The sequence below is a fragment of the Maribacter corallii genome (assembly GCF_047345415.1).
Taxonomy (GTDB): domain Bacteria; phylum Bacteroidota; class Bacteroidia; order Flavobacteriales; family Flavobacteriaceae; genus Maribacter_C.
This window is the reverse complement of sequence record NZ_JBLFEP010000005.1, coordinates 454861-477738: the sequence shown is the minus strand read 5'-3', so window position 1 is coordinate 477738 and position 22878 is coordinate 454861. Positions and strand designations below refer to the sequence as shown.

Annotated in this window: 26 protein-coding genes; 9 read left to right on the top strand and 17 right to left on the bottom strand. The window is 43.9% G+C overall.

Annotated elements, in window-relative coordinates; genetic code table 11:
- Positions 1–122: 122 nt before the first annotated feature.
- The 4 genes from ACKWCA_RS19500 to ACKWCA_RS19485 form a co-directional block, all read right to left on the bottom strand.
- Positions 123–1178 (bottom strand): glycoside hydrolase family 5 protein, encoded by a 1056-nt coding sequence (locus tag ACKWCA_RS19500; protein WP_413979911.1) that lies wholly within the window; start codon positions 1176–1178, stop codon positions 123–125.
- A 107-nt stretch (positions 1179–1285) separates the two neighbouring features.
- Positions 1286–2428 carry a peptidylprolyl isomerase gene (locus ACKWCA_RS19495; protein WP_413979910.1) on the bottom strand — a complete coding sequence of 381 codons (1143 nt, stop codon included), beginning with the start codon at positions 2426–2428 and terminating at the stop codon, positions 1286–1288.
- Between the two features lie 10 nt (positions 2429–2438).
- Positions 2439–2990, bottom strand: coding sequence for a gliding motility-associated peptidyl-prolyl isomerase GldI (gene gldI, locus ACKWCA_RS19490; RefSeq protein WP_413979909.1), 552 nt, complete (start codon positions 2988–2990; stop codon positions 2439–2441).
- The gene (locus ACKWCA_RS19485; protein WP_413979908.1) at positions 2987–4003 is read right to left on the bottom strand and encodes a DHH family phosphoesterase; all 1017 of its coding nucleotides are present in this window, start codon (positions 4001–4003) and stop codon (positions 2987–2989) included. Before ACKWCA_RS19485 ends, gldI begins: the two co-directional genes overlap by 4 nt.
- A gap of 79 nt (positions 4004–4082) precedes the next feature.
- Here ACKWCA_RS19485 and ACKWCA_RS19480 point away from each other — a divergent pair, with 79 nt between their 5' ends.
- Together ACKWCA_RS19480 and ACKWCA_RS19475 are read left to right on the top strand one after the other, a co-directional pair.
- Positions 4083–5108: an alkaline phosphatase D family protein gene (locus ACKWCA_RS19480; RefSeq protein WP_413979907.1), complete on the top strand. Its 1026-nt coding sequence runs from the start codon at positions 4083–4085 to the stop codon at positions 5106–5108.
- A gap of 49 nt (positions 5109–5157) precedes the next feature.
- Entirely contained in the window at positions 5158–5577 is a 420-nt protein-coding gene (locus tag ACKWCA_RS19475) for a nucleoside-diphosphate kinase (RefSeq protein ID WP_413979906.1), read from the top strand.
- Positions 5578–5650: 73 nt separating this feature from the next.
- On the opposite strand, the gene ACKWCA_RS19470 is transcribed toward ACKWCA_RS19475, so the two are convergent.
- Genes ACKWCA_RS19470 through recF form a run of 3 tightly spaced genes read right to left on the bottom strand, consistent with a single transcriptional unit; the run spans position 5651 to position 7444 of the window.
- Complete coding sequence (locus ACKWCA_RS19470) at positions 5651–5947, bottom strand: DciA family protein (RefSeq protein ID WP_413979905.1); 297 nt, start codon at positions 5945–5947, stop codon at positions 5651–5653.
- Positions 5947–6360 (bottom strand): lipocalin-like domain-containing protein, encoded by a 414-nt coding sequence (locus ACKWCA_RS19465; RefSeq protein ID WP_413979904.1) that lies wholly within the window; start codon positions 6358–6360, stop codon positions 5947–5949. The genes ACKWCA_RS19470 and ACKWCA_RS19465 overlap by 1 nt, the downstream gene beginning before the upstream one ends.
- A gap of 4 nt (positions 6361–6364) precedes the next feature.
- Complete coding sequence (recF, locus tag ACKWCA_RS19460; protein ID WP_413979903.1) at positions 6365–7444, bottom strand: DNA replication/repair protein RecF; 1080 nt, start codon at positions 7442–7444, stop codon at positions 6365–6367.
- Between the two features lie 124 nt (positions 7445–7568).
- On the opposite strand from recF, the gene ACKWCA_RS19455 reads away from it, so the two are divergent.
- The 7 genes from ACKWCA_RS19455 (at position 7569) to ACKWCA_RS19425 (ending at position 13800) form a co-directional block, all read left to right on the top strand.
- On the top strand, positions 7569–8336 hold the full coding sequence (locus ACKWCA_RS19455) for a tetratricopeptide repeat protein (RefSeq protein ID WP_413979902.1): 768 nt from the start codon (positions 7569–7571) through the stop codon (positions 8334–8336).
- Complete coding sequence (gene ribH, locus ACKWCA_RS19450) at positions 8336–8818, top strand: 6,7-dimethyl-8-ribityllumazine synthase (RefSeq protein ID WP_413979901.1); 483 nt, start codon at positions 8336–8338, stop codon at positions 8816–8818. The genes ACKWCA_RS19455 and ribH overlap by 1 nt, the downstream gene beginning before the upstream one ends.
- 166 nt (positions 8819–8984) lie before the next feature.
- Positions 8985–9275 carry a hypothetical protein gene (locus ACKWCA_RS19445; protein WP_413979900.1) on the top strand — a complete coding sequence of 97 codons (291 nt, stop codon included), beginning with the start codon at positions 8985–8987 and terminating at the stop codon, positions 9273–9275.
- Positions 9275–11146: a DNA mismatch repair endonuclease MutL gene (gene mutL / locus ACKWCA_RS19440; RefSeq protein WP_413979899.1), complete on the top strand. Its 1872-nt coding sequence runs from the start codon at positions 9275–9277 to the stop codon at positions 11144–11146. Before ACKWCA_RS19445 ends, mutL begins: the two co-directional genes overlap by 1 nt.
- 3 nt (positions 11147–11149) lie before the next feature.
- Positions 11150–11905 carry a rhomboid family intramembrane serine protease gene (locus tag ACKWCA_RS19435; protein ID WP_413979996.1) on the top strand — a complete coding sequence of 252 codons (756 nt, stop codon included), beginning with the start codon at positions 11150–11152 and terminating at the stop codon, positions 11903–11905.
- The gene (locus ACKWCA_RS19430; RefSeq protein ID WP_413979898.1) at positions 11896–12765 is read left to right on the top strand and encodes a rhomboid family intramembrane serine protease; all 870 of its coding nucleotides are present in this window, start codon (positions 11896–11898) and stop codon (positions 12763–12765) included. Before ACKWCA_RS19435 ends, ACKWCA_RS19430 begins: the two co-directional genes overlap by 10 nt.
- A gap of 3 nt (positions 12766–12768) precedes the next feature.
- Positions 12769–13800 carry an endonuclease/exonuclease/phosphatase family protein gene (locus ACKWCA_RS19425; RefSeq protein WP_413979897.1) on the top strand — a complete coding sequence of 344 codons (1032 nt, stop codon included), beginning with the start codon at positions 12769–12771 and terminating at the stop codon, positions 13798–13800.
- Here ACKWCA_RS19425 and ACKWCA_RS19420 read toward each other — a convergent pair.
- From ACKWCA_RS19420 to acs, 10 genes are all read right to left on the bottom strand, one after another.
- Positions 13758–14096: a DUF6122 family protein gene (locus tag ACKWCA_RS19420; RefSeq protein WP_413979896.1), complete on the bottom strand. Its 339-nt coding sequence runs from the start codon at positions 14094–14096 to the stop codon at positions 13758–13760. The two genes, ACKWCA_RS19425 and ACKWCA_RS19420, sit on opposite strands and share 43 nt — an antisense overlap.
- Entirely contained in the window at positions 14089–14721 is a 633-nt protein-coding gene (locus ACKWCA_RS19415) for a WbqC family protein (protein WP_413979895.1), read from the bottom strand. The genes ACKWCA_RS19420 and ACKWCA_RS19415 overlap by 8 nt, the downstream gene beginning before the upstream one ends.
- Before the next feature lie 110 nt (positions 14722–14831).
- On the bottom strand, positions 14832–16550 hold the full coding sequence (gene lepB, locus ACKWCA_RS19410; RefSeq protein ID WP_413979894.1) for a signal peptidase I: 1719 nt from the start codon (positions 16548–16550) through the stop codon (positions 14832–14834).
- Positions 16551–16653: 103 nt separating this feature from the next.
- Complete coding sequence (dapB, locus tag ACKWCA_RS19405; protein ID WP_413979893.1) at positions 16654–17352, bottom strand: 4-hydroxy-tetrahydrodipicolinate reductase; 699 nt, start codon at positions 17350–17352, stop codon at positions 16654–16656.
- A 2-nt stretch (positions 17353–17354) separates the two neighbouring features.
- Complete coding sequence (locus tag ACKWCA_RS19400; protein ID WP_413979892.1) at positions 17355–17939, bottom strand: DUF5683 domain-containing protein; 585 nt, start codon at positions 17937–17939, stop codon at positions 17355–17357.
- 37 nt (positions 17940–17976) lie between these two features.
- Entirely contained in the window at positions 17977–18879 is a 903-nt protein-coding gene (locus ACKWCA_RS19395; protein ID WP_413979891.1) for a ParB/RepB/Spo0J family partition protein, read from the bottom strand.
- Complete coding sequence (locus tag ACKWCA_RS19390) at positions 18880–19653, bottom strand: ParA family protein (RefSeq protein WP_413979890.1); 774 nt, start codon at positions 19651–19653, stop codon at positions 18880–18882.
- 268 nt (positions 19654–19921) lie between these two features.
- The gene (locus ACKWCA_RS19385) at positions 19922–20263 is read right to left on the bottom strand and encodes an FtsB family cell division protein (RefSeq protein WP_413979889.1); all 342 of its coding nucleotides are present in this window, start codon (positions 20261–20263) and stop codon (positions 19922–19924) included.
- Positions 20264–20265: 2 nt separating this feature from the next.
- On the bottom strand, positions 20266–20877 hold the full coding sequence (gene udk / locus ACKWCA_RS19380; RefSeq protein WP_413979888.1) for a uridine kinase: 612 nt from the start codon (positions 20875–20877) through the stop codon (positions 20266–20268).
- A gap of 41 nt (positions 20878–20918) precedes the next feature.
- Entirely contained in the window at positions 20919–22826 is a 1908-nt protein-coding gene (acs, locus tag ACKWCA_RS19375; protein WP_413979887.1) for an acetate--CoA ligase, read from the bottom strand.
- Positions 22827–22878 lie beyond the last annotated feature (52 nt).

Sequence of the window (22878 nt, the reverse complement as noted above, 5' to 3'; positions counted from 1 at the left end):
CTAACGGAGGATATAGTTCACTAGTATTATTTTTAGACGAACGGCAGTCTAAAATCCAAAAAATCGATGAACAGCATTCTTGTAACCGATACGTTTTAAAAACTTAAAGGTCGGTAAATGGACTATCCCCCGTATTCGGGATTTTTCGATCGAATTTCTTCCCGGACCAAGAGTCCTGATGGCGTCAACATGTCAAGTGGCCAGCTGCCATTGCCACTGGCACCTGGTTTTACCGCTGCCGAGCTCTCTTCCTTGTCCGCAATAGACCAGTTACACCATGAGATTTGGTTATCGTCTAGAAAGTCCCACCAGATTTGGGCTTCGGCAACATCAACAAATCCGTCCCCGGTATATTCAGTAACCCCATATTCGGTAACGAAAAGGGGAATGCCGGCGTCCAAGGCGTTTTGTGCAATCGTACGTAGTTCTTGCTTGTGCGATGCCGCATAATAATGTAAGGTATATAGGGTATTGGAATCGGAAAGGCGGTTTCCGATGACCTCGTCGACGCGCTGTGACCACGAACGTGTTCCGGCAATGATGATGTTATCGGGATCATGCGTCCTGATTTCGGAGGTAATAGTCTCATGATACGGTTTCAAGGTATCGGTCCATGAAACGGTGTCTAAGGGCTCATTGTACGTTTCATAGATGATATTTGGTCGATCGCCATATTTTTGGGCGACCTCGGCAAAAAAGACTAGGGCTTCGTCTATGTAATCTTGTGCATGATGACTGTGCCAATCCACAATGACATAGAGCCCTTCTTCAATGGCGGCATCGATAACCGTGAAAATTTTTGCCTTTTCCCCTGCCTTATTTTCCAGGTATCCCCCAGGATCTTCAATTCCCATGGATGCCCTGACAATATTGACCTGAAAGTCATCTTTGAGCCATTTGACTACCTCAGGGGTATAGAATTGGGGCCACCATTGACTCCAAGAGAGTGACATACCACGAAGTTGTATGACCGTTCCGTTTTTATCGACTAGGTGCTTTCCTGAAACCTGTAGCTGTCCATGGGTATCCACCGCGCTGAGCGGCTCAACATCAGTGTTCTCTTGCTTTGGATCTTGGGTTACAAGAGGTTCCTCAATCGGTACGGTAGCTTCGGAATTCGAACAGCCGATAAGCAACATACACAGAGCGCAAAAAACTTGAACTATTGATTTTTTCATACGAAATCTGTCCTACACGTTTGTGGTATAAGTGGTACTCGGAATTCAAATTAATGAAAAAACCCGCTCAAGCGGGTTTTATTCTAATTTTTATATGTTGATTTCGGTTATTGGGCGATACCGGCAATTTCCAAATCAAAAACAAGGTCGGCGTTGGGTGGAATCACATTTCGGCTTCCTTGTTCGCCATATCCTAAATGTGGAGGGATGAAAACACGAATTTTATCTCCTACTTTCATCGTCATTAGGGCCTCCTTAAATCCGGCAATGAGTTGGGCTTCTGAGCTGTAGACCATTGGAATGGGACGATACCCTCCACCTTGCGCTCTGCGGTCATCGTACTTGTTGTACTTCCGGGCGATTTCCTCATAGTTGCTATCGAATAAAGAACCGTTCTCCAAAAAGCCGGCATACATCACCAAGACCTGTTGTCCAATTTTAGGTTTTTCGCCTTTTCCTTCCTTCAAGCTCAAGATCCGGAGGCCTGAAGGCAATTCTTTCGCTTTTCCCTTTTCGGTGGGAATGACAGCAGCTAAGGCAGCACGCTCTTCTTGGGCTACGGCTTCTCGCTCGGCATTCGCTTTTTCTTCTGCAGCCAAACGTTCGCCCTCTTTGGCAAAATAATCGGTCATCACCGCTACGGCGTCGAACTTACGGGCTTCTTTTCCGTTTCGGATGATCTCGACCGTGTTCATAACGACATCGACCACCGGTTTGTCACCTGTGCCTGTTTCGACATTCGCGATAGAGTCAACTACGCTTAGGCCTTCGACCACGGCTCCAAAAACCGTATGACGCCCATTGAGGAAAGGGGTTTCTTTATGGGTAATGAAAAATTGGCTACCGTTCGTCCCTGGGCCAGCGTTGGCCATGGACAGAATTCCTTTTTTGTCATGAACCAAAGAATCGTTGGTCTCGTCCATGAATTTATAACCCGGGTTTCCTCTTCCGGTTCCATCAGGATCGCCCCCTTGGATCATAAAGTCTTTGATGACCCTATGAAAGATAATACCATTATAGTAGGGTTTGTCTTTGTATTTTTCATCTACAAAAGGATTCTTTCCTTCTGCTAGTGACACAAAGTTCGCTACGGTAACAGGCGTCTGCTCATGCGCTAACTTGACAATGATATCGCCTTTAGAGGTTTTGATGTCCGCAAAAAGGCCATCACCCAAATCGGCACGTTTACTTGAGGTGCAACTTGCTAAAACAATGCCTATGAGACATAGTACTAAATACGCTTTCTTCATTTTATGATATTTAATTTTGGATACTGTCTTGTTGTTTTTCGATTTTTAAGAGGGTCAAGGTGGATTTTAATGGCACGTTGGTCCCTATTTTATTATCGTCCCCATGGTAGCCGTAGGCTAAGGATGACGGGAACAAAAAGGTCGCGGTTTCATTTTCCTTGAGTAGGGGAACACTGTTTCTAAGACCGGGGAACAGGTCTAGTTTATCGGCTCTGAACTGGCGAATACCGATATCTTTCATGCGATATATCGTATCGTCGGCAAAGGTCACAACATTGTAGGTCAAGGTGACCTTATCGGCTGGGCCTACCGTTTTGGTACTGGCTTCGTCCTTTACATTATAATAATACCAAGAACCCGTAGTGCTTTGTATATAGTTATGAACGGAATCTTTGGCCATGATATCCTGTATGAGTTGTTCCTCTTTTGCCAGTAGTGCCCGTGTACGTTCGATGGAGGCTTTAAAACTGCTGCCGGTATTCTGTTTGACTGGTCTCCGCGGTTCGGGCCCCTGACAACTCAACAAACCTAACAATAGGATGAAATAGCCAAAAGTTCTCATGCGTCCAATTTATCTTTATACTGTTCTAAAAGGGAAACGAAATAGGTGATGGTTTCTTGCATATTAAGGTTACTTCTTCCTCCAGCCGCATTCGTATGGCCCCCTCCATTGAAATGGGTTCGTGCAAATTCGTTTACCGAGAAACTTCCCTCGGAACGAAAGGAAATCTTGATAATGGCCTCGTCCGCGTTCTCGATAAAAATGACGGCAAAACGAATGTTCTCCAGGGTCAGGCCATAATTCACGAAACCTTCGGTATCCCCTTTTTGGTAATCAAAAGCATCCAATTCACTTTGCGATAGGGTGATATAAGCCGTTCTGTAGTCGGGTAGAATCACCATATTTTTTAGGGCACAGCCCAAAAGATGCAAACGACTTGGTGAATTGGTATCGTATATATGGTTATGAATTTTGGTATTTTCGGCCCCTTTTTCAATGAGTTTGGCCACTACTTGATGGGTTCTGCTCGTCGTGGACGGAAATTTGAACGATCCTGTATCGGTCATGATACCGGTATAGAGACAATTTGCCATTTGTGGAGTCAACTTACCTTGCCCCCCTAAAAGTTCAATGACATTGTATACCATTTCACAAGTTGAGCTCATTTGGGTATCCGAATAAACGATTTGTGCATAATCGGATGGCGCCTGGTGATGATCGATCATGACGAACGTTGCCTCTTTTTTTTCCAATACCCCTTGCATTTGACCAATTCTGCCCAGATGGTTGAAATCCAGTGTGAAAATCACGGTCGCCTTATCGATTGCTTCTTTCGCTTGAGAATTCTCTTTTTCAAAGTTTAGGATATGCTCATTGCCCGGCATCCATTTCAAGAATTTCGGATAGTCGTTCGGCGCTATAACAACGGCCTGTTGACCTAAATCGCTGAGGTAGTGCCAAAGCGCCAAGGTGGAGCCGATCGCGTCGCCGTCAGGATTCTTATGCGGAACGATTACAATCTGTTGCGGTACTGCAAGGAGCGCTTTAAGTGCCTCTACGCTTGTCGAATTCATGCGCGCAAAGATACGATAATATAACACCCGCGTAAATTTGAAAAGGCTATTTTTGTCGAATCGATATCCGCTTTGTCCTATGAAAATAATTGTACCTGTTGGGGCTCTTTTACTTCTCAGTGCGTGTACTTCCGTTAAAAAGCCAGCGGCGGGTGCCGCCGAAACCCCTGATTTTACGATAGCTTTTGGCTCTTGTAATAAAAGCGAGTTGAAGAACCTGCTTTGGGATGATGTCCTGGCCTTGGAACCCGACGTTTGGATTTGGGGTGGAGATAATGTTTATGCCGATACGGATGATATGGAGCAATTGCGTCGAGATTATACTATTCAAAATGCCGTGCCGGGATATAAAAAAATGAAAAAAAGCATTCCTGTTATCGGAACTTGGGATGATCATGATTATGGTGTAAATGACGGGGGAGTGGAGTTCGAAGCGAAAAAGGGAAGTCAGGCAGAATTTTTGGATTTCATGGAAGTCCCGCAAGATAGTCCCCGTAGACTACAGGAAGGTGTATATACCAGCCATGACTATCATCTGCCTTTCGGTAGCATTAAGGTGCTTGTCTTGGATACCCGCTACTTTAGAACCGCCCTTACCCCTGATACGGAAACGGACAAAAGAGTCAAGCCGAATGTTTATGGTCAAGGTTCCGTACTCGGTGAGGCTCAATGGAATTGGCTTGAGACGACTTTAAAAGACTCTAAGGCGAACTTCAATGTTATCGTGAGTAGTATTCAATTTTTGTCCAATGAGCACGGTTTTGAATGTTGGGGGAATTTTCCGCATGAGGTCGACCGGCTGAAGAATTTGATCACTGACTCTAAAGCCCGAGGCGTTCTCTTCTTATCCGGTGATCGTCATATTTCCGAATTCTCGAAAACCACCGTTGATGAATTGGAGTATCCGATTATCGATTTTACGAGTAGCGGTCTTACCCATGCTTATTCAAAATTCCATGGTGAACCCAATCCGTTTCGTGTAGGGTCCGTCATCAGTACGGAAAGTTTCGGTCTAGTGCGCTTCAATTTTTTTACCAACACCGTCAATTTTATGATGGTTGGGGATGATGGTGTGGTTTTCTCTCGGTTGGAACAATCCTATTAAACATTGCGGGTTTTCAAATAAAGGTTATTTTTGCACAAAATTTTGAAAGATGACGACAAACAGAACTTTTACGATGATTAAACCGGATGCTGTCGAAAACGGACACATTGGAGGAATTTTGGATAAGATTACTTCCGCTGGTTTTAAGATCGTAGCAATGAAATATACCCAATTAAGCCGTCGGGATGCCGAGGAGTTTTATGCGATTCATAAAGAACGTCCATTTTTTGGAGAGCTTGTTCAATTTATGACCCGCGGTCCTATCGTTTCGGCTATCCTTGAAAAAGACAATGCCGTGGAAGATTTCCGAGCGTTGATCGGAGCGACCAATCCGGCGGAAGCTGCGGAAGGTACCATTCGCAAAATGTATGCTACGGATATCGCAGAGAATGCCGTTCATGGTTCCGATAGTGATGAAAATGCCGGAATCGAAGGAGCATTTCATTTTTCAGGTAGAGAGATCTACTAGGCTGTTACTGGAATAAAATATAAAACCCAATGCGCAGTGGCATTGGGTTTTTTTATTAAAGGACTTTAAAAAACTAGCGCAACACCAGTTTTTTGATCAATTCTTTCCCTAGCTCCTCATTGAGCATAGTGACGATTTTAGAATTGCCGTGACTGAGTTCTTCCCGCAAAACGGAGGAGGAAAGGGAAACAAAGAGTGTTTCGTTACGCAGCTCTACCCCAGTAGTATAATTGTTCACCCCGTTGCCCATTAGTTTCACCCAAGCCTCCTTGACGTTGACGCGATCCATCCCTTTTTCAAGTTTGTTGGCCTTGATGAACGCTTGTAGGGCTTCCCCCATATTGAGATTGTTGTTTTTTCTTTTCGCCATTACTGCTCCAGATTCATAGGTTGATAGCGTTTATAGGTATAGGTCAACGTATCTCGATTGGTGACCGAGAAGCGATCTGCGGAAAGTTCGATGAGGTTCTCCATCCGGGTTTCCGAACTTCCTGTATACTCGAATTGAAAGCTGTTTCCATTCGATATGATCTTGAATAATTCCGCATCGTTAGAGGTTTCGAACGTACCGTCGAACTTGGGTTGCACTTTTTTTCGAAAACCAGCCCTATCCTTAACTTCGATATAGTCAATTGTCGTACTTGCCATGAAATCCTTGGTCTGCCCATTCGGAAAGGTGACTTTTTCGATTTCCCAATATCCGTTCAGCTGGTGGAGTGCTTCCCCAGAGATTTCAGGGTGACATCCAACGAGCAATATAAGCATGAACAGGACTACTCTCATGAAGCTACAATTTAAATATTTTATAGGTTTGATGGATTGTTTTGACCACATTTTCGGTGCGCTCGGCATGCGTATCGCTGATGAAGATCTGGCCGAATTCGGCATTATCCACCAACGCGATAATATGGGCGACCCGATTTTCATCGAGTTTGTCAAAAATATCATCCAACAGCAATATCGGCGTCGTTCCTGCTTGGACCTTCATGAAGTGGAATTGCGCTAATTTTAACGCGATCAAAAAGGATTTCTGTTGTCCTTGACTTCCGAATTTTTTAATCGGGTGTTCGGCTATGGCGAAAGCCAGATCGTCTTTATGGATCCCTACACTGGAATACTGCAGAGCCCTGTCACGTTCGATGTTCTTTTCCAAAAGGTCTAAAAGCGAATGGTCAAAAAGCTTACTTTGATAGGTCAATGAAACGGTTTCATTTCCGCCGGAAATGACTTCATACTGCGATTTGAAAATAGGGATAAAGGCTTCCATGAACTTCGCCCGTTTTTCAAAGATCGCGGTACCAAATTCCGTAAGTTGTTCATTGTAAACGGCCAGAGTGGTGGCATCGAACGTCTGGTTCGCAGCAAAATATTTTAATAGCGAGTTGCGCTGCGAAAGCACCTTATTGTATTTGATAAGGTCTTGCAGGTATTTTTTATCGGATTGTGAAATGACCCCATCCATGAATTTTCGTCGGGTATCACTGCCTTCAGTAATCAGGTCACGATCAGCAGGCGAGATGATGACCAGGGGCAAAAGACCAATGTGGTCGGAGATCCGTTCGTACGCCTTTCCATTTCGCTTGATGATTTTTTTGTTCCCCTTCTTAAAACTGCAGACTACTTTCTCTTCACGGTCTTTTTTTTCGAAAGTGCCGTCGATAACGAAAAAGTCTTGGTGATAGCGAATGTTCTGTGTTGCCACCGGGTTGAAATAGCTCTTCCCCAAAGAAAGGTGATATATCGCATCCAACACATTTGTCTTCCCAATGCCATTGGCACCCACAAAACAGTTGATCTTGGCATCGAACTCAAAATCTTTCGATTCAAAATTCTTGTAGTTGATAAGCGATAGGTTCCTTAAAAGCATTCCGAAAACAGTGGGATTTTATTTTTTGTAGATGGAAGACTCGCAAAATATCGAAAAATAACGAATAAATACCCCTCAGGATTTCAATAAAACCTTTATTTTTGCGCGACCAATAAAAATAGTGATGGCTACATACAAAAAAAGGGGGTTCAAACCCAAAAACAAGGTAGAAGAACAACTGTTGGATGAACAGGGAAGTACAACTGCCGAGGTCTTTAGTACCCTTGATGAGAGCGCTTCGAGGAGTGAGGAATGGGTCTCCAAAAACCAAAATTACATTTTAGGTATTATTGGTGTTATCGCTGTAGGCGTTTTGGGCTACTTGGCCTATATGCAGTTCGTACAGAATCCAAAAGAAGCAAGTGCAGCCAATGAAATGTACTATCCACAACAATATTTCGATCAGGCTTTGAGTAATGAAGCCGCAAAGGATTCCCTATACAACCTTGCCTTGAACGGGGCGGAAGGAAAGTACGGGTTCTTGGATATCATCGATGAATACAGTGGAACCAAAGCCGCAAACTTAGCCAATTATTCGGCGGGAATGGCGTATTTGAACATGCAACAATACGAAGAGGCTATCGGTCACCTTGAGGATTTCTCTTCGGATGATGCTGTTTTAGGTGCCTTGGCCAAAGGTGGATTGGGCGATGCGTTTATGCAGTTGGGGCAGCCCGAAGATGCACTAGGATACTATGAAAAGGCCATCGCGCACAGTGATAATGAATATACTACTCCGCGATTTCTTTATAAAGGGGGGGTTACGGCAATGGAATTGAACCAGAATGACAAGGCGCTACAATGGTTTGAGCGAATCAAGAATGACTTTGCTTCCTCTGACGAGGCGCGAACGATAGATGCCTTTATCGGGATGGCCAAAAGCGGAAACTAATGGCTACCGAAAATAAAAATTTATCGATTTACGATAAAGCAACGATCCCAAATGCGAAGGACCTTCGATTTGGGATCGTTGTTTCTGAATGGAATTCGGAAATCACGGAAGGACTTTACCATGGTGCCCTTGATGCACTCATCGACTGTGGTGCGGTTACCGACAATGTCATCCGCTGGAACGTGCCCGGTAGTTTCGAATTGCCGTATGGATGTAAAAAACTGTTGGTTTCGGAAAAAGTGGATGCCGTTATCGCTATTGGAAGTGTTATTCAAGGGGAGACCAAACACTTTGATTTTGTGTGCAGTGCCACCGCCCAAGGTATCATGGATCTCAACACCCAAACCGACATACCTGTTATATTTTGTGTGCTCACCGATAATACCCTACAGCAGGCGCAAGACCGGAGTGGGGGTAAGCATGGTAATAAGGGGGTTGAAGCTGCCATTGCCGCGATAAAGATGGCAACGCTCGGTCACTGATATTGATACTTTATCACTTTCCTTACCCTCCATTAATTTAAGCTGTACTAAGGGCGCTGGGGAACCGTATGATTCAATTGACTACTGTTAACAAAAATTGGCATTTGAACAACGGCATGTTTTTTGATTTTAAGTAACTTTGAGAATAGTGTAAAAAAATCACGATTTGAGGTTAAAAGGGTTTAAGCTTAAGAAAAATAATACATTCGTTTACGTACCGCGGTATTCGAAAGATGAGGATAATGATAATTCCTTTTCCGTGGACTCCAAATTCTCTAAGTATCGCGAATCCGCTAAGGCTTCAGGACTGAGAGGACAATGGGGAGAAGCGAGGTCGGCGAGTAGAAATCGCAGTAATCGTGAAATCAATACCCGACTTATAGTCATCGTGGCCGTGCTCATTTTTATAGTGCTGTGGATTTTTGATTTTGACCTTTCTATATTCTTCGGCAACTAATGGGGGATATCATTCAACTTCTTCCCGACCATGTTGCGAACCAAATTGCAGCGGGTGAAGTAGTACAACGGCCCGCTTCGGTAGTCAAAGAGCTGCTTGAAAATGCCATCGATGCCAAGGCAAATACAATTAAGCTTATTGTTAAGGACGGCGGTAAGGCCCTTATTCAAATTGTCGATGATGGTACCGGTATGACCGCAACGGATGCGCGGCTTAGTTTTGAGCGCCACGCCACATCTAAAATACGGAAGGCCGAGGACCTCTTTGATCTCGATACCAAAGGTTTTCGTGGAGAGGCCTTAGCTTCCATTGCAGCTATCGCCCATGTTGATATGCAGACCAAACCTGCCGAAACGGAGTTGGGCACCCATCTGAAAATAGAGGGTAGTAAGGTCACTTCACAAGAAGTAGCGGCAGTTCCCAAGGGTACTTCCATTGCAGTTAAAAATCTCTTTTTTAATATTCCTGCAAGGCGTAACTTCTTGAAATCAAATCAAGTAGAATTACGTCATATTACCGATGAGTTTCACCGTGTGGCTTTGGCCCACCCATCGATAGCATTTCATTTTTATAACAATGGTAGTGAACTGTTCAATTTGCCCAAGGCGAATTACCGACAGCGGATCGTTCATATCTTCGGAGCCAAGACCAATCAAAAATTGGTGCCGGTTTCGGAAGACACCCAGGTCGTTAAGGTTTCCGGATTTATCAATAAACCAGAGTTTTCCAAAAAGAGTAGGGGCGAACAGTTTTTCTTTGTGAACAACCGTTTTATTAAAAGCCCGTATTTACATCATGCGGTGGTTGCCGCCTTTGAAGGCCTCATTCGACCGGATACGTATCCTGGATATTTTTTGTATTTGGAGGTGGACCCTGGCTCGATCGATATCAATATCCACCCCACTAAAACGGAAGTGAAATTTGACGATGAACATACGTTGTACGCTATTTTAAGATCTACGATCAAACATGGTCTGGGGCAGTTCAATGTTATTCCGGCCCTTGATTTTGAGCAGGATCGCAATCTTGATACGCCTTACGCCTATAAAGACAAAGCGGCTTCGTTACCAGGGGTAACGGTTGACGCGGGCTTTAATCCTTTCCAGGAAGTGGCTCAAGGAAAAGGTACTTCGACCTCCAATCGGTACAAAAGTAGTTTTGGTTCCCAGAGTACTTCCAAAAGTTGGGACAGTCTGTATGTAGGCCTAGAATCCGATTTGGAATCGAGTGAAGGCTTCAGTAGTATGAAGTTTGAATCGGACTTAGGTACAGGTTCAATTTTTGACGGAAAACACGAAGCGGAGGAGAGCCACGCCACTACTTTTCAACTTAAAAGAAAGTATATTGTAACGACCATTAAATCGGGAATGGTGGTTATCGATCAAAGTAGGGCGCACCAACGGGTATTGTATGAGAAGTTCCTAAAAAATATTACGATAAAAGAGGCGGTAAGCCAACAATTGCTTTTTCCACTGGTATTGTCCTTCTCTAAATCGGATATGCGTATGTTGAAAGATATTAAGGACAGCCTTGCAACAACGGGTTTTGTTTTTGGGAAGCTGGAAGAAGAGCAGATAGAAATTACGGGTGTACCACTTTTGGTCGCGGAAAGTGAGGTAGGGATGGTCTTGGACCAATTGATTTCCGACTGTCAAATGGAAGTGAGTGCGGACAGTTTTTCCCAAACCGACCTTTTGGCGAAAACCTTGGCCAAGACCCTATCTGTAAAAACCGGAGAGGCCCTAGATCCATCTTCACAACTCGCTTTGGTGAACGATCTCTTCGCTTGTAAGGAAACACAGGTGAGTCCGTTTAACAAACCAGTATATATCACGATTACCGAAAATGATATTGATAAAAGATTTATTTAAATGATGAACCGACTAACTGAAGCCGTAAAGCATTTGTTGATTATCAATGTGCTTTTTTTTATTGCCACTGAGATATACGGGGATCAGATGTATGCCTGGTTCGCCCTTTGGTTTCCGGAGAACCCGAATTTTCAGATATGGCAGATTGTTTCGCATATGTTCATGCATGGTGGGTTTGCCCATATTGGTTTCAATATGTTTGCGCTATGGATGTTCGGAGGTCCAGTGGAGAACTATTTAGGCAAGAATAAGTTTCTATTTCTATACTTCTCGGCGGGCCTTGGTGCGGTGTTGTTTCAGTTGGGTGGATACTATTTCAATTATTCCCCGATTCATAACGAGTTGTTGAATATGGGGCTCACTGCGGATCAAATCTTTCAAATGATGGCCGATAATAAGACCATTGAGGGATTGACCGAATTACAGTTCCAAAAGCTGCAAGAGGCATATCCCGTTTACCGAGACACCTATTTCTCGTCCATGGTCGGGGCTTCCGGTTGTATTATGGGCATATTGGCCGCTTTTGGGGTGATGAACCCGAACGCGGAGCTTATGTTGATTTTCCTGCCGATACCGATAAAGGCTAAATACTTTATCCCGGGTATTATTCTTTTGGATGTCATCAGCGCAATCACTGGGCAATCCTTTTTCAGCCCAAGTAATACGGCCTACCTCGCGCACGTGGGAGGAGCGGTTTTCGGTTTTATCGTAATGTGGTATTGGAAAAAGAATTCGTTCAATAAAAATCGTTGGAATTAATCATGGCTGGAGGATTGAGATATCAATACGCTCGACTAAGCGTTTCAGAAAAGCTGATCGCCATTAATATTGCGGTTTTTATTGCGGTCGGATTGCTTGGTAATTTGGTGTATCCCGCTTTGGAGGGTTGGTTTGTAATACCTGCTGATTTTATCGAATTTATCGGTCAGCCCTGGTCTATTATTACCTATTCCTTTTTACATGCGGGCATTTTACACCTTCTTTGGAACATGTATGTGCTGTTTATTGCAGGGCGTATTCTGCTCAATCTTTTCGATGGCAAGCGTTTTTTGAACATCTATTTTTTAGGAGTGATGCTCGGAGGGTTGTTCTACATGCTGACCGATAGTTTGTTTTCCAGTGGAGGAGGAGTACTGTTGGGTGCCTCGGCCGGTGTAATGGCGGTTTTGATATTCGTTTGTGCCTATATTCCCAATCAAGAGGTTCGTATTATATTTTTCAATGTGAAGCTCTGGCATGTTGGGGTCTTTGTTGTGCTGATCGATTTGTTGCAAATCAGCTCCGGTGGGGATAATATCGGTGGGCGCATTGCTCATTTAGGTGGTGCCTTACTCGGTTATGTTTATGCAAGACAGCTTTCTCAAGGTCGTGATATCGGAGCAGGTTTTTCAAATTTTATGGATGGTCTGGCGAACACCTTCAAATCCAAAGAGAAGAAAGCTCCCCTAAAAACAGTCTACAAAAAGAAGCGAACGACTTCAAAGACAAAAGCCAGTAGTGGCAAAGATGCCCATCAGCGTAGAATAGATGATATACTCGACAAGATCAGTAAATCTGGATACGATAGCTTATCAAAGGCCGAAAAGGACTTTTTGTTCAAAGCAGGTAAGGAAGATTGATCGGTGAAAAAACAGCTATCGCGATTCGACAAGTTCGTTCTCTTCCTCAACCTTGTGGCTGTTGCATTACTGTTATTGGCGTGTTTTGTTCCCACTGTGCGAAGTTTGGAGTTATCTTATCTTTCCCTTGTGGGCCTTGGTGTTCCGCTATTGGTATTGGCCCACTTTCTTTTCTTGTTGTATTGGATCGTCCGTAGAAAAAGATACTTTGGGTTCTCCCTGCTTATCATACTCCTGAGCTACGCTAGCCTTGATTCTTTTTATCAAATTCCCTTTTCAAAGGATAAGGAGGACGGCAATCTAAAGGTCATGAGTTACAATGTGCGATGTTTTAATCGCTATGAAGAGCTACCCAGTAAGACGGTTTTGAAGGATATCAAGGCGTTTGTGAAAAAGGAAGACCCGGATATTTTCTGTATTCAAGAATCATTTTACGATTCGAGTGATGATTTCAAGCAGTACCCGTACCATTATTTGCAGTACATTCATATGATGGGTAAGGGACTATTGGCGGTATTTTCGAAATACCCCATCATAAATACCGGATTGCTCAATCTTCCGAGAACTGATAGCAACGCCATTTATGCCGATATTCAATACAAAAATGATACGATTCGGATCTACAATGTGCATTTGGAATCGCTGGGTATTACACCGGGTCAGGGAGTGCTGAGCAAAGAACCCACCGATAAACTATTTCGTCAAGTGAGTCACGCGTTTCGAAAGCAAGTGGAGCAGGCCCAAGTAATCGAGGATCATATCGCATCATCACCCTATAAAAGTATCCTGTGTGGCGATTTTAATAATGGGCAGTATTCAAATGTATACCGGATAATCAGGGGAGAACTCCGAGATACGTTTTTGGAGAAAGGCACGGGGTATGGTCGTACCTTCGTGTTTCACGGTGTTCCCTTACGCATCGATTTTATTTTGTCCGATGCCTCTTTCGAAGTCAAATCGCACACCAACTATGATGTGTCCTACTCAGACCACTATCCTGTGATGGCCTCCTTCAAATGGCCGGTGATGAAATAGCAATCGGTTAGATCTGCCAAAATATGGATGAGCAATGCGATGCCAAATATTCTTGTTTTACGAAAGAATAGAAGCGCTATATATAACGAAATCGCCCAATAGGAATGCAGGGGGTGAAAAGCAATGCTGCAGCGATTCGGGTCAAAAACGGGATTCGCCAAGAGATGGTCCACATCGATGAGAATGGCACCCAATAATATCAAGATAGCTCGCTTTTGACTGGTCTTAAAGAAGACCATACCCACTGCAATTGGTACTATGAAGTGTATTCCGTAGTGAACAAAGAACCTAAGCATCCAACAAATCCAAATTGATTGCCTTAAGATAGGTCAATGCACCGGTACCTTCATTGAACAGTAAATCGAGTACGCTCATATTTTTTAAAAAGCCATGTCTTTCACCGAATACTTGGTTATAGAATGGGAAGTCTGTCTGAATCTCTTTTTTGGCATTGACCAAAAAGCGTGCCTCCTGTAACTCCGTCGGGTCAACGTTATAGCTTGTGGTTCGAACGGTAGGCATTTCGATTTGTAGGCAATCACAAATCAAGGCGATGGCACTAAGGTTATATTCAAGAAGGGACTCATATTGCTGCTGGTACAAGGGTGCGATGTCATCCTCGTAGTACTCAAAAAAGGGTGAGGTACGATAAGCTGTCTGCAGTGTCCGCCAATGCTGACGTTGCCAATGATCACTGTTGTCAATTTTGACGTCTTTGTAATACTGTCTCCCCTGATTCTTGCCTACATGTTTAATCGGTATGTTGAGCATCAACTTCCCTCTGTCCGTACAGATATAGGTGCGATTGCGAAAGGTCTGTTTTTGAAAATTGTCTTGAACCTCCCATACGATTTCCTTTTGGGCGATAACACCGAAGGTGAGGATGTTCGGTAAATAGGCAGGGTGTAAAAGGGTTCTCAATTCGTTTAAGCTTGGTTTATTCTTTCAAGATGTAACAACTTTGATTTCGTGTGGTCCATGACAGTCTTAGGAACAATACGAACTGTCTAACAATTCAAGAAGACAAGAGATCACTCTTTGGTTACCTTCCGCTTCTTTCTAAAATAGTCAAAAACAAAGTATCCTGCTAAGGCGAATAAGAACCATTTGAAATATGAAACAGGTTCCCCGGTACCGTTCACCGTGGTAAAAATGCGGTCCCATCGGGGTTTCCATTTCCATGGTTTGTTGACGCGTCCGGCCGCATCGGTAAAATTGTCGAAACTCATCCAAATAAAAATTGGTGTTCCTACAATGTGGTTTTCCGGTACGTAGCCCCAGGCACGACTATCTTCCGAATGATCACGATTATCGCCCATCATCCAGTAATAATCCTGTTTGAAGGTATAAGAATCGACGACTTGCCCATTAATGATGATTTCATTACCGGAAACACTTAGGGTGTTCCCTTCATATTCGCGGATAATTTTTTTATAGAGCGGTAAGACCTTTAGATTTAGGTCTACTGTCTTCCCTTTTTCGGGAATGTAAATAGCTCCCATATTACTGTAGTTCCATGGGTACTCGGCATTTTGTGGAAACAGGTTTGAAGCCCATCTGCCCTTTGGGTTTATAGCCCTTACCAAGGAATCGATAGCCGGATTCTTTTCCAATTTTTCTTTCATCTCTTGGGTCAACGTCACGACACGTTTTCTATCGGTGACCTCTTGCAACGCCAATCGGTGCTGTCGAACGAAATCACCGGGTATTCCATTCATGCCAGCTACGATTTGAACCGCTTGGCCTTGTTGATATGCGCGAAATCCGTTTTGTGCCAAGGCAATTTGCTGATTTCTATTTAAGGATTGTGCCACGTAGATTCTGCTGAAATCCGCCACGCCAGACTCTAAAAGCATTTTCGAGGAAACCCCTTTGTTTGAATAGGCGATGTAATCGAATTGTGGCTTGGCGCGATCGGGCAGTTCCAATTGTTTTCCGTTGGCGAAGACGTACCCGTCACGCACCTCGATACTATCCCCAGGAATACCCACGCAACGTTTTACATAATTTGATTTCTTGTCTATTGGTTTTCGTACACCTTGTTCGGCAACGAAAAATTGGCGTACCGTATCGGCCGGCCAACTGAAGACAACGATTTCTTGTCGTTTGATGTCCTTGAATCCCGGTAATCTGAAATACGGAATCTGGGGTTTGTTCATGTACGACGGTGAGCCGATCAACGGCAAGGTGTCATGAACCATAGGTGCTGCGATTGCGGTCATGGGCGTACGTGCGCCATAGTGAAACTTGCTTACGAACAGCAAGTCACCCACACGTAAGGTACGTTCCAGAGAACCGGTCGGAATAACGTAGGGTTGAATGAAATACGTATGCACAAGGGTGGCGGCAACTACCGCAAATACGATGGAACTGACCCATTCTCCCAAAGCGGTCGTCGGATGCAAACTACGGTCTTCGATGTAATTGACGTCCAAGGAGTAGTTGACGTAATAGATGTAAAAACCGAGGGTCAAGACCACGGCCCAACTTTCCCATAAGGTACTTCGACCAAAGCTTCGGATGGTTTCTACCCAAATAACCGGAAACATGAGCAAATTGATAATTGGGATAAACAGAAGGATTACCCACCATTTTGGTCGATTGATGATTTGCATCAAAACGATAGCGTTGTAGATCGGCACCGCGGCCTCCCATGCTTTTCTACCTGCTTTTACATATAACTTCCAAGTGCCCAGAAAGTGGATAACCTGAACAAGTAGTATAAAAATAATCCATTGTGTTGCGCTCATGGCCTTCTATTATTCAAAATTCAAAAATAAGTCTGTGTTCAAGTTTTTCTGTTACATATTTACTAAAACAATAACAGTTTTTAACACTACTTCAACTGACGTTTTAAAGTCCTAGTACATCTTTCATCGTGAATACACCGGTTTTGCCAATGATCCATTCTGCGGCCACCACGGCTCCGAGAGCGAATCCCTCGCGGTTATGGGCCGTATGCTTCAGCTGAATACTGTCAATGGCACTGGTGTACGCTACGGTATGTGTTCCGGGTACTTCATCGATTCTTTTCGCTGTAATCGGAATCTCGTTTTCGGCCGCCTCGGAAAGCTTCCAGTCCGAATAATCCGTTTTTTCCAAGATTCCCTCTGCCAAAGTAATCGCCGTACCACTAGGTGCGTCCAATTTTTTCGTATGGTGGATTTCTTCCATGGAAACGCGATAGTCCTTAAGGTTTTTCATCATTTCGGCCAAGTAACTGTTCAGCTCGAAAAAGACATTTACCCCGAGGCTAAAATTCGATGCGTAGATAAAGGAGCCTTTATGTTCTTGACAGATTTCCACGGCTTTTTCATAGGCATCCAACCATCCTGTGGTGCCCGATATGACCGGAACCTGGTGTTTCAGACAGCCAGATATATTTTCAAAAGCGGCGTCGGGCATACTAAAGTCGATTGCAACATCCATAATTGAATAATCGATATCCACTGAATCCACATCAATTTTCGAAATGATCGTATGCCCTCTTTTCAAGGCGATTTGTTCAATCATCTTACCCATTCTGCCATAACCGAATAGTGCTATCCTCATTGCTAAAAAGTTAGGGTTAAGCTCATTCCGTAATTTGGGTTCCCATCAATGGGATTAGCCTCTAAATAGGGTTGCAAATTCATATCCCAACTCAAGTCATCGTTAATGTTGAACTGTTTTAAATGGGCATCGACATTCGCGTCGACAATATTCAAGGCATAGATAATTATGGTGACCAAAAGTGCCAAATCACGTTCATTCTGTTTGGCGTTCTGAAGTCGTTCTAGCCGGTCATCACCGGGTAGCGGAATGACATTGATAAATTCATCATCTGCGAAGCCCGCTCTTCGTCTCTTAAAGGCAGTTCGAAAGCGTTGGTATTCCCCATTGTAAAATGTATAGGCGTAAATACCAGCGCCCAGTGCTCCATAGACGATAGGCACTTTCCAGTACCTCTTATTGTAAATCTGCCCTAAACCTGGTAAAACGGCCGAATAAAAGGCGGCCTTACTTGGGGCCAAGGGATTGAGGTAACGCTCTTTTTTAACTATGGAATCTTGCAGTACAATGCCATCTTCCTGCAAGTTGGTACGTACCGAGTCGATTTCGTTTTCCGCGGGATTCTCGTCCTGTGCTGATAATAACACCGAAAACAGGCTTAGTAAAAAGGCGATGAAAAAAGATTTACTTACCAAGGATGAGTTTTTTGATTCGAAGCAATTCGTCTTCAGACGTAAAGGGGATGGTGATTTTTCCTTTTCCTTTTTCAGATGAACTTACCACGACCTTTGCGTTCAGGTAATCGACAAGTTCTTTTTTGGAAAGCACCGCAAATTCGGGATTTTTGCCTCCTCCAGTAGAACTCATGGAGCCCTTTTGTTTGTCGTGATAGGACTTGACAATGCGCTCCGTATCGCGCACCGATAGGTTTTGACCGACTATTTTTTCGTAAATATCGATTTGCTCTTCTTTGCTATCCACATTGACCAAAGCCCTGCCATGACCCATGCTAACGAAACCATCACGTATGCCCGTCTGAATGATCGGGTCTAGTTTCAGCAACCGAAGGTAGTTGGCAATAGTCGAGCGTTTTTTACCCACCCGATCACTTAGTTTTTCTTGTGTCAGTTGGATCTCATCGATCAGACGTTGATAAGACAAGGCAATCTCGATAGGATCTAGATCTTGCCTTTGAATATTCTCGACCAAGGCCATTTCAAGCGACTCCTGATCATTGGCAATACGAATATAGGCCGGAATCGTTCGTAGACCCGCTAATTTCGACGCTCTGAATCTGCGTTCACCGGAAACGAGTTGGTAGGTATTGAAGTCGAGCTTGCGAACCGTTATCGGCTGAATAATTCCCAATTCGGAAATCGATGTGGCCAGTTCACGTAGTGCCTCATCGTTAAAATTGGATCTTGGTTGAAACGGATTCACTTCAATAGCATCCAAGTCCAATTCCACGATATTGCCAACGACCTTATCAGCATTCTTATCCGATGCGGATTGAATATCGTTTTCGGGGTCTTTCAACAGTGCCGACAACCCGCGCCCTAAGGCTTGCTTTTTCGTTGCTTTTGCCATTTATGCCGTTTGCTTGTTTTTTTTGATCACTTCATTGGCCATATTCAGATAATTGGCCGCGCCTTTGCTACTCGCATCATATTTTATGATGCTTTCACCGTAACTGGGTGCTTCGCTCAATCGCACATTTCGTTGTATGACCGTGTCGAAAACCATATCCGAAAAGTGTTTTCGTACTTCCTCTACTACTTGGTTCGAAAGCCTTAAACGCGAATCGTACATCGTCAATAACATACCTTCTATATCCAAATCGGGGTTGTGTATTTTTTGAACACTTTTAATGGTATTCAACAACTTGCCGAGCCCTTCAAGCGCAAAATATTCGCATTGTATGGGAATGATGACCGAATCAGCTGCAGTTAATGCATTCAAGGTCAACAAGCCCAATGATGGGGCACAGTCGATAAGAATGAAATCATAAGCATCCTTCAGTTCTGAAATGGCCTTTTTCATCATGTACTCGCGTTCGTCCTTATCTACCAATTCGATCTCTATGGCGACGAGGTCAATATGGGAGGGAATCAAATCGACATTCGGGCTTGTAGTCTCTATAATGGTCTCCTTGGCCGTCTTTGTATGTTCCAAAAGTTGGTAGGTGCCCAATTCGACACCTTCCACATCGATACCCAATCCTGAAGTGGCGTTCGCTTGGGGGTCCGCATCGATCAATAACACCTTTTTTTCAAGCACGCCTAGGGAGGCTGCTAGATTTACCGTAGTAGTGGTTTTACCCACTCCGCCTTTTTGATTTGCAATAGCAATAATCTTGCCCATTCATCTATCAAGTTAGAGGGTAAAAATACAATTATTTACAACGCTAGGGAATGATTTTTGTTAACAGAAAGTGAATAACTGCGGCGGCCTCCGTTAAATTGAGTTAAAGTTTAATCCGTTCAGGTGGCCGATAGAAAGGTGGCCCAACCTTAGACAGACCGCCAGAGGCCCATGAAGGTGCTCAATGCCTTGAAAAGTCAATACCAGGCCATTTTGAAAGTTATATCTCTGAAGCAGTGGAAATCGAGGGAAAAGTAATGAAGGGTCGCTACTCTTTTTCCTTAAGTTTCAGACTATCTTCATATTCTATCAAATAGATTTCCTCGTTTTTCTTTTTCAAATAGTACTGTTCGCGAGCGAATTTTTCTAGCTCCTTGGGATCGGATAATTTTTCAATGATCTGTTTATCCTTGGCGATTTCTTTTTGCAGGAACTCTTTTTGATTTTCCAGTTTATCGATTTCTTTTTTCAATTCTAGATGAATGAGCAAGCTATTGGTATCGAAGAAGAGCATCCAAACTACGAAAGCCGTAAGCACCAAAACGTATATACTACTGAATATAGCCGCTACACCAAACCATTTGCTTTTTTTGAATTCGTTCCACCCCATCGCTATTGTACTAATTTTTCATTAACAATACTTCGTACGATGTCTACTGCAACGGTATTATACCGATTATTTGGAATAATGATATCTGCGTATTCCTTTGTGGGTTCAATGAACTGATCGTGCATCGGTTTGAGAATGGTCTGGTATTTTTCTAAGGTTTCATCCAAATTCCATCCCCGTTCATTAACATCCCGTTTTAACCTACGGATCAAGCGTTCATCGGAATCGGCATGAACAAAAATCTTGATATCGCACATCTCACGAATCTTCGGATTAGTAAGAATGAGAATACCCTCAACGATCAGCACTTTGGTCGGATGCGTGGGGACGGTTTCATCGGTTCTGTTGCATTCCAAAAAAGAATAAACCGGCTGTTGTATGGACTGTCCCTGTCTTAACGATTTCAAATGCGCCGCGAGCAATTGGAAGTCAATGGAATTCGGGTGATCAAAATTGGTCTCCCGACGCTCTGGAAGGGTGAGATGCGAGAGGTCATTGTAATAGGAATCTTGCGAAATCACACCAACTTCCTCGTCTGGCAATTCGGCAATAATCTGATTGACTACCGTTGTTTTGCCACAGCCCGTACCTCCCGCAATACCTATAACCAGCATTTTCGAATTTTGTTTAGCACAAAAGTAGCAAACAATTATGGTTAGAGGGCATTATCCATGATATCCTTGACCACTTCCGGATTGAGCAGGGTGCTGGTATCACCCAAATTGGACGTATCCTTACTGGCGATTTTCCTTAGAATGCGCCGCATGATCTTGCCACTTCGTGTTTTGGGCAATCCTGATACGAATTGAATTTTGTCCAGTTTGGCAATGGGTCCGATTTGCTCCGTAATCTGCTGATTGATCTCTTTGCGGAGATTGTCCCGATTCCTGTCTTCCCCGGTTTCTTTGAGAATAACATATCCGTATAGGGCATTGCCCTTGACATCATGTGGAAAGCCGACGATGGCCGATTCGGCTACCGCAGGATGTTCGTTGATAGAATCTTCGATTGGAGCGGTACCTAAATTATGTCCGGAAACGATTATGACGTCATCTACCCGCCCTGTGATTCGGTAGTACCCTACAGCATCGCGAAGGGCTCCATCCCCAGTGAAATACATGTTTTCATACGCCGCGAAATAGGTGTCGCGATAGCGATCGTGGTTACCCCAAATGGTCCGGGCCATGGAGGGCCATGGAAACTTGATGCACAGGCGACCATCTACTTGATTGCCTTTGATTTCCTTTCCATTCTCATCCATCAAAGCCGGTTGTATGCCAATAAATGGCAACGTGGCATAGGTAGGTGTTGTGGGGGTAACGTACGGAATAGGTGTTATCATGATCCCACCGGTTTCGGTTTGCCACCACGTATCGATAATCGGACTATGTTTTTTACCCACATTGTTATTGTACCAGTGCCAAGCTTCTTCATTGATCGGTTCCCCGACCGATCCGATGACCTTTAGACTTGATAGGTCATGTTTTTCAACATAGTCAAGGTTCTCTTTTGCCAAGGCCCGAATGGCGGTCGGTGCCGTATAAAATTGATTCACTTTGTGTTTTTCTACGATTTCCCAAAAACGTCCAAAATCTGGGTAAGAGGGCACTCCTTCGAACATCAGGGTGGTCGCCCCGTTCGCCAAAGGTCCATAAACGATATAGGAATGTCCTGTTATCCAACCGATATCGGCCGTACACCAGTAGACATCCTCTTCCCGGTATTGAAATGCATTTTTGAAGGTATATGCCGTATACACCATGTACCCCGCAGTGGTATGCACCATGCCTTTAGGTTGGCCGGTGGAACCCGAAGTATACAAAATGAACAAAGGGTCCTCGGCATTCATCCGTTCGGCCACCAGGTCTGCATATGATTCGTCTAAAAGGGGTTGTAACCATTTGTCGCGCCCCTCTTGCATGTTGATTTCACTGTCGATGCGTTTGGCCACCAGTACGTTTTCGACACCGGGACAGTCTTCAAGTGCTTTGTCAACAATACCCTTTAAGTCGATGGTCTTTGCCCCGCGATACGAACCATCTGAGGTAATGACCATTTTACAATCCGAGTCGTTGATACGTGTAGAGAGGGCATTGGCCGAAAAGCCTGCGAATACAACGGAATGAATCGCACCGATTCGCGCACATGCAAGAAGCGATACGGCCAATTCAGGTATCATCGGAAGGTAAATACAGACACGATCTCCTTTTCTTATGCCATGTTCGAGCAACACATTTGCCATTCTACAGACACGCTCATGCAATTGTCGATAAGTGATATGCTCCGCCTCTTCATTGGGATCATTGGGTTCAAATAGAATCGCCGTCTTATTGCCGCGGGTGGGTAAATGGCGGTCCAAACAATTTTCGGTGATATTCAATTGCGCTCCTTCGAACCATTTAACTTCGGGTTTGGTGAAGTCCCACTGTAAAACACTATTCCATTTCTTACGCCAAACGAAATGTTCTTCGGCGATTTCCTCCCAAAAAGCCTCAGGATTTCGAACCGATTTTCGGTAAACCTGAAAATATTCCTCTAAGTGTTTTATATGATAATTGCTCATAAGTACGTTATTGTTGTATACCGATAAAAATAAGGAAAAGTAAATATTCTGG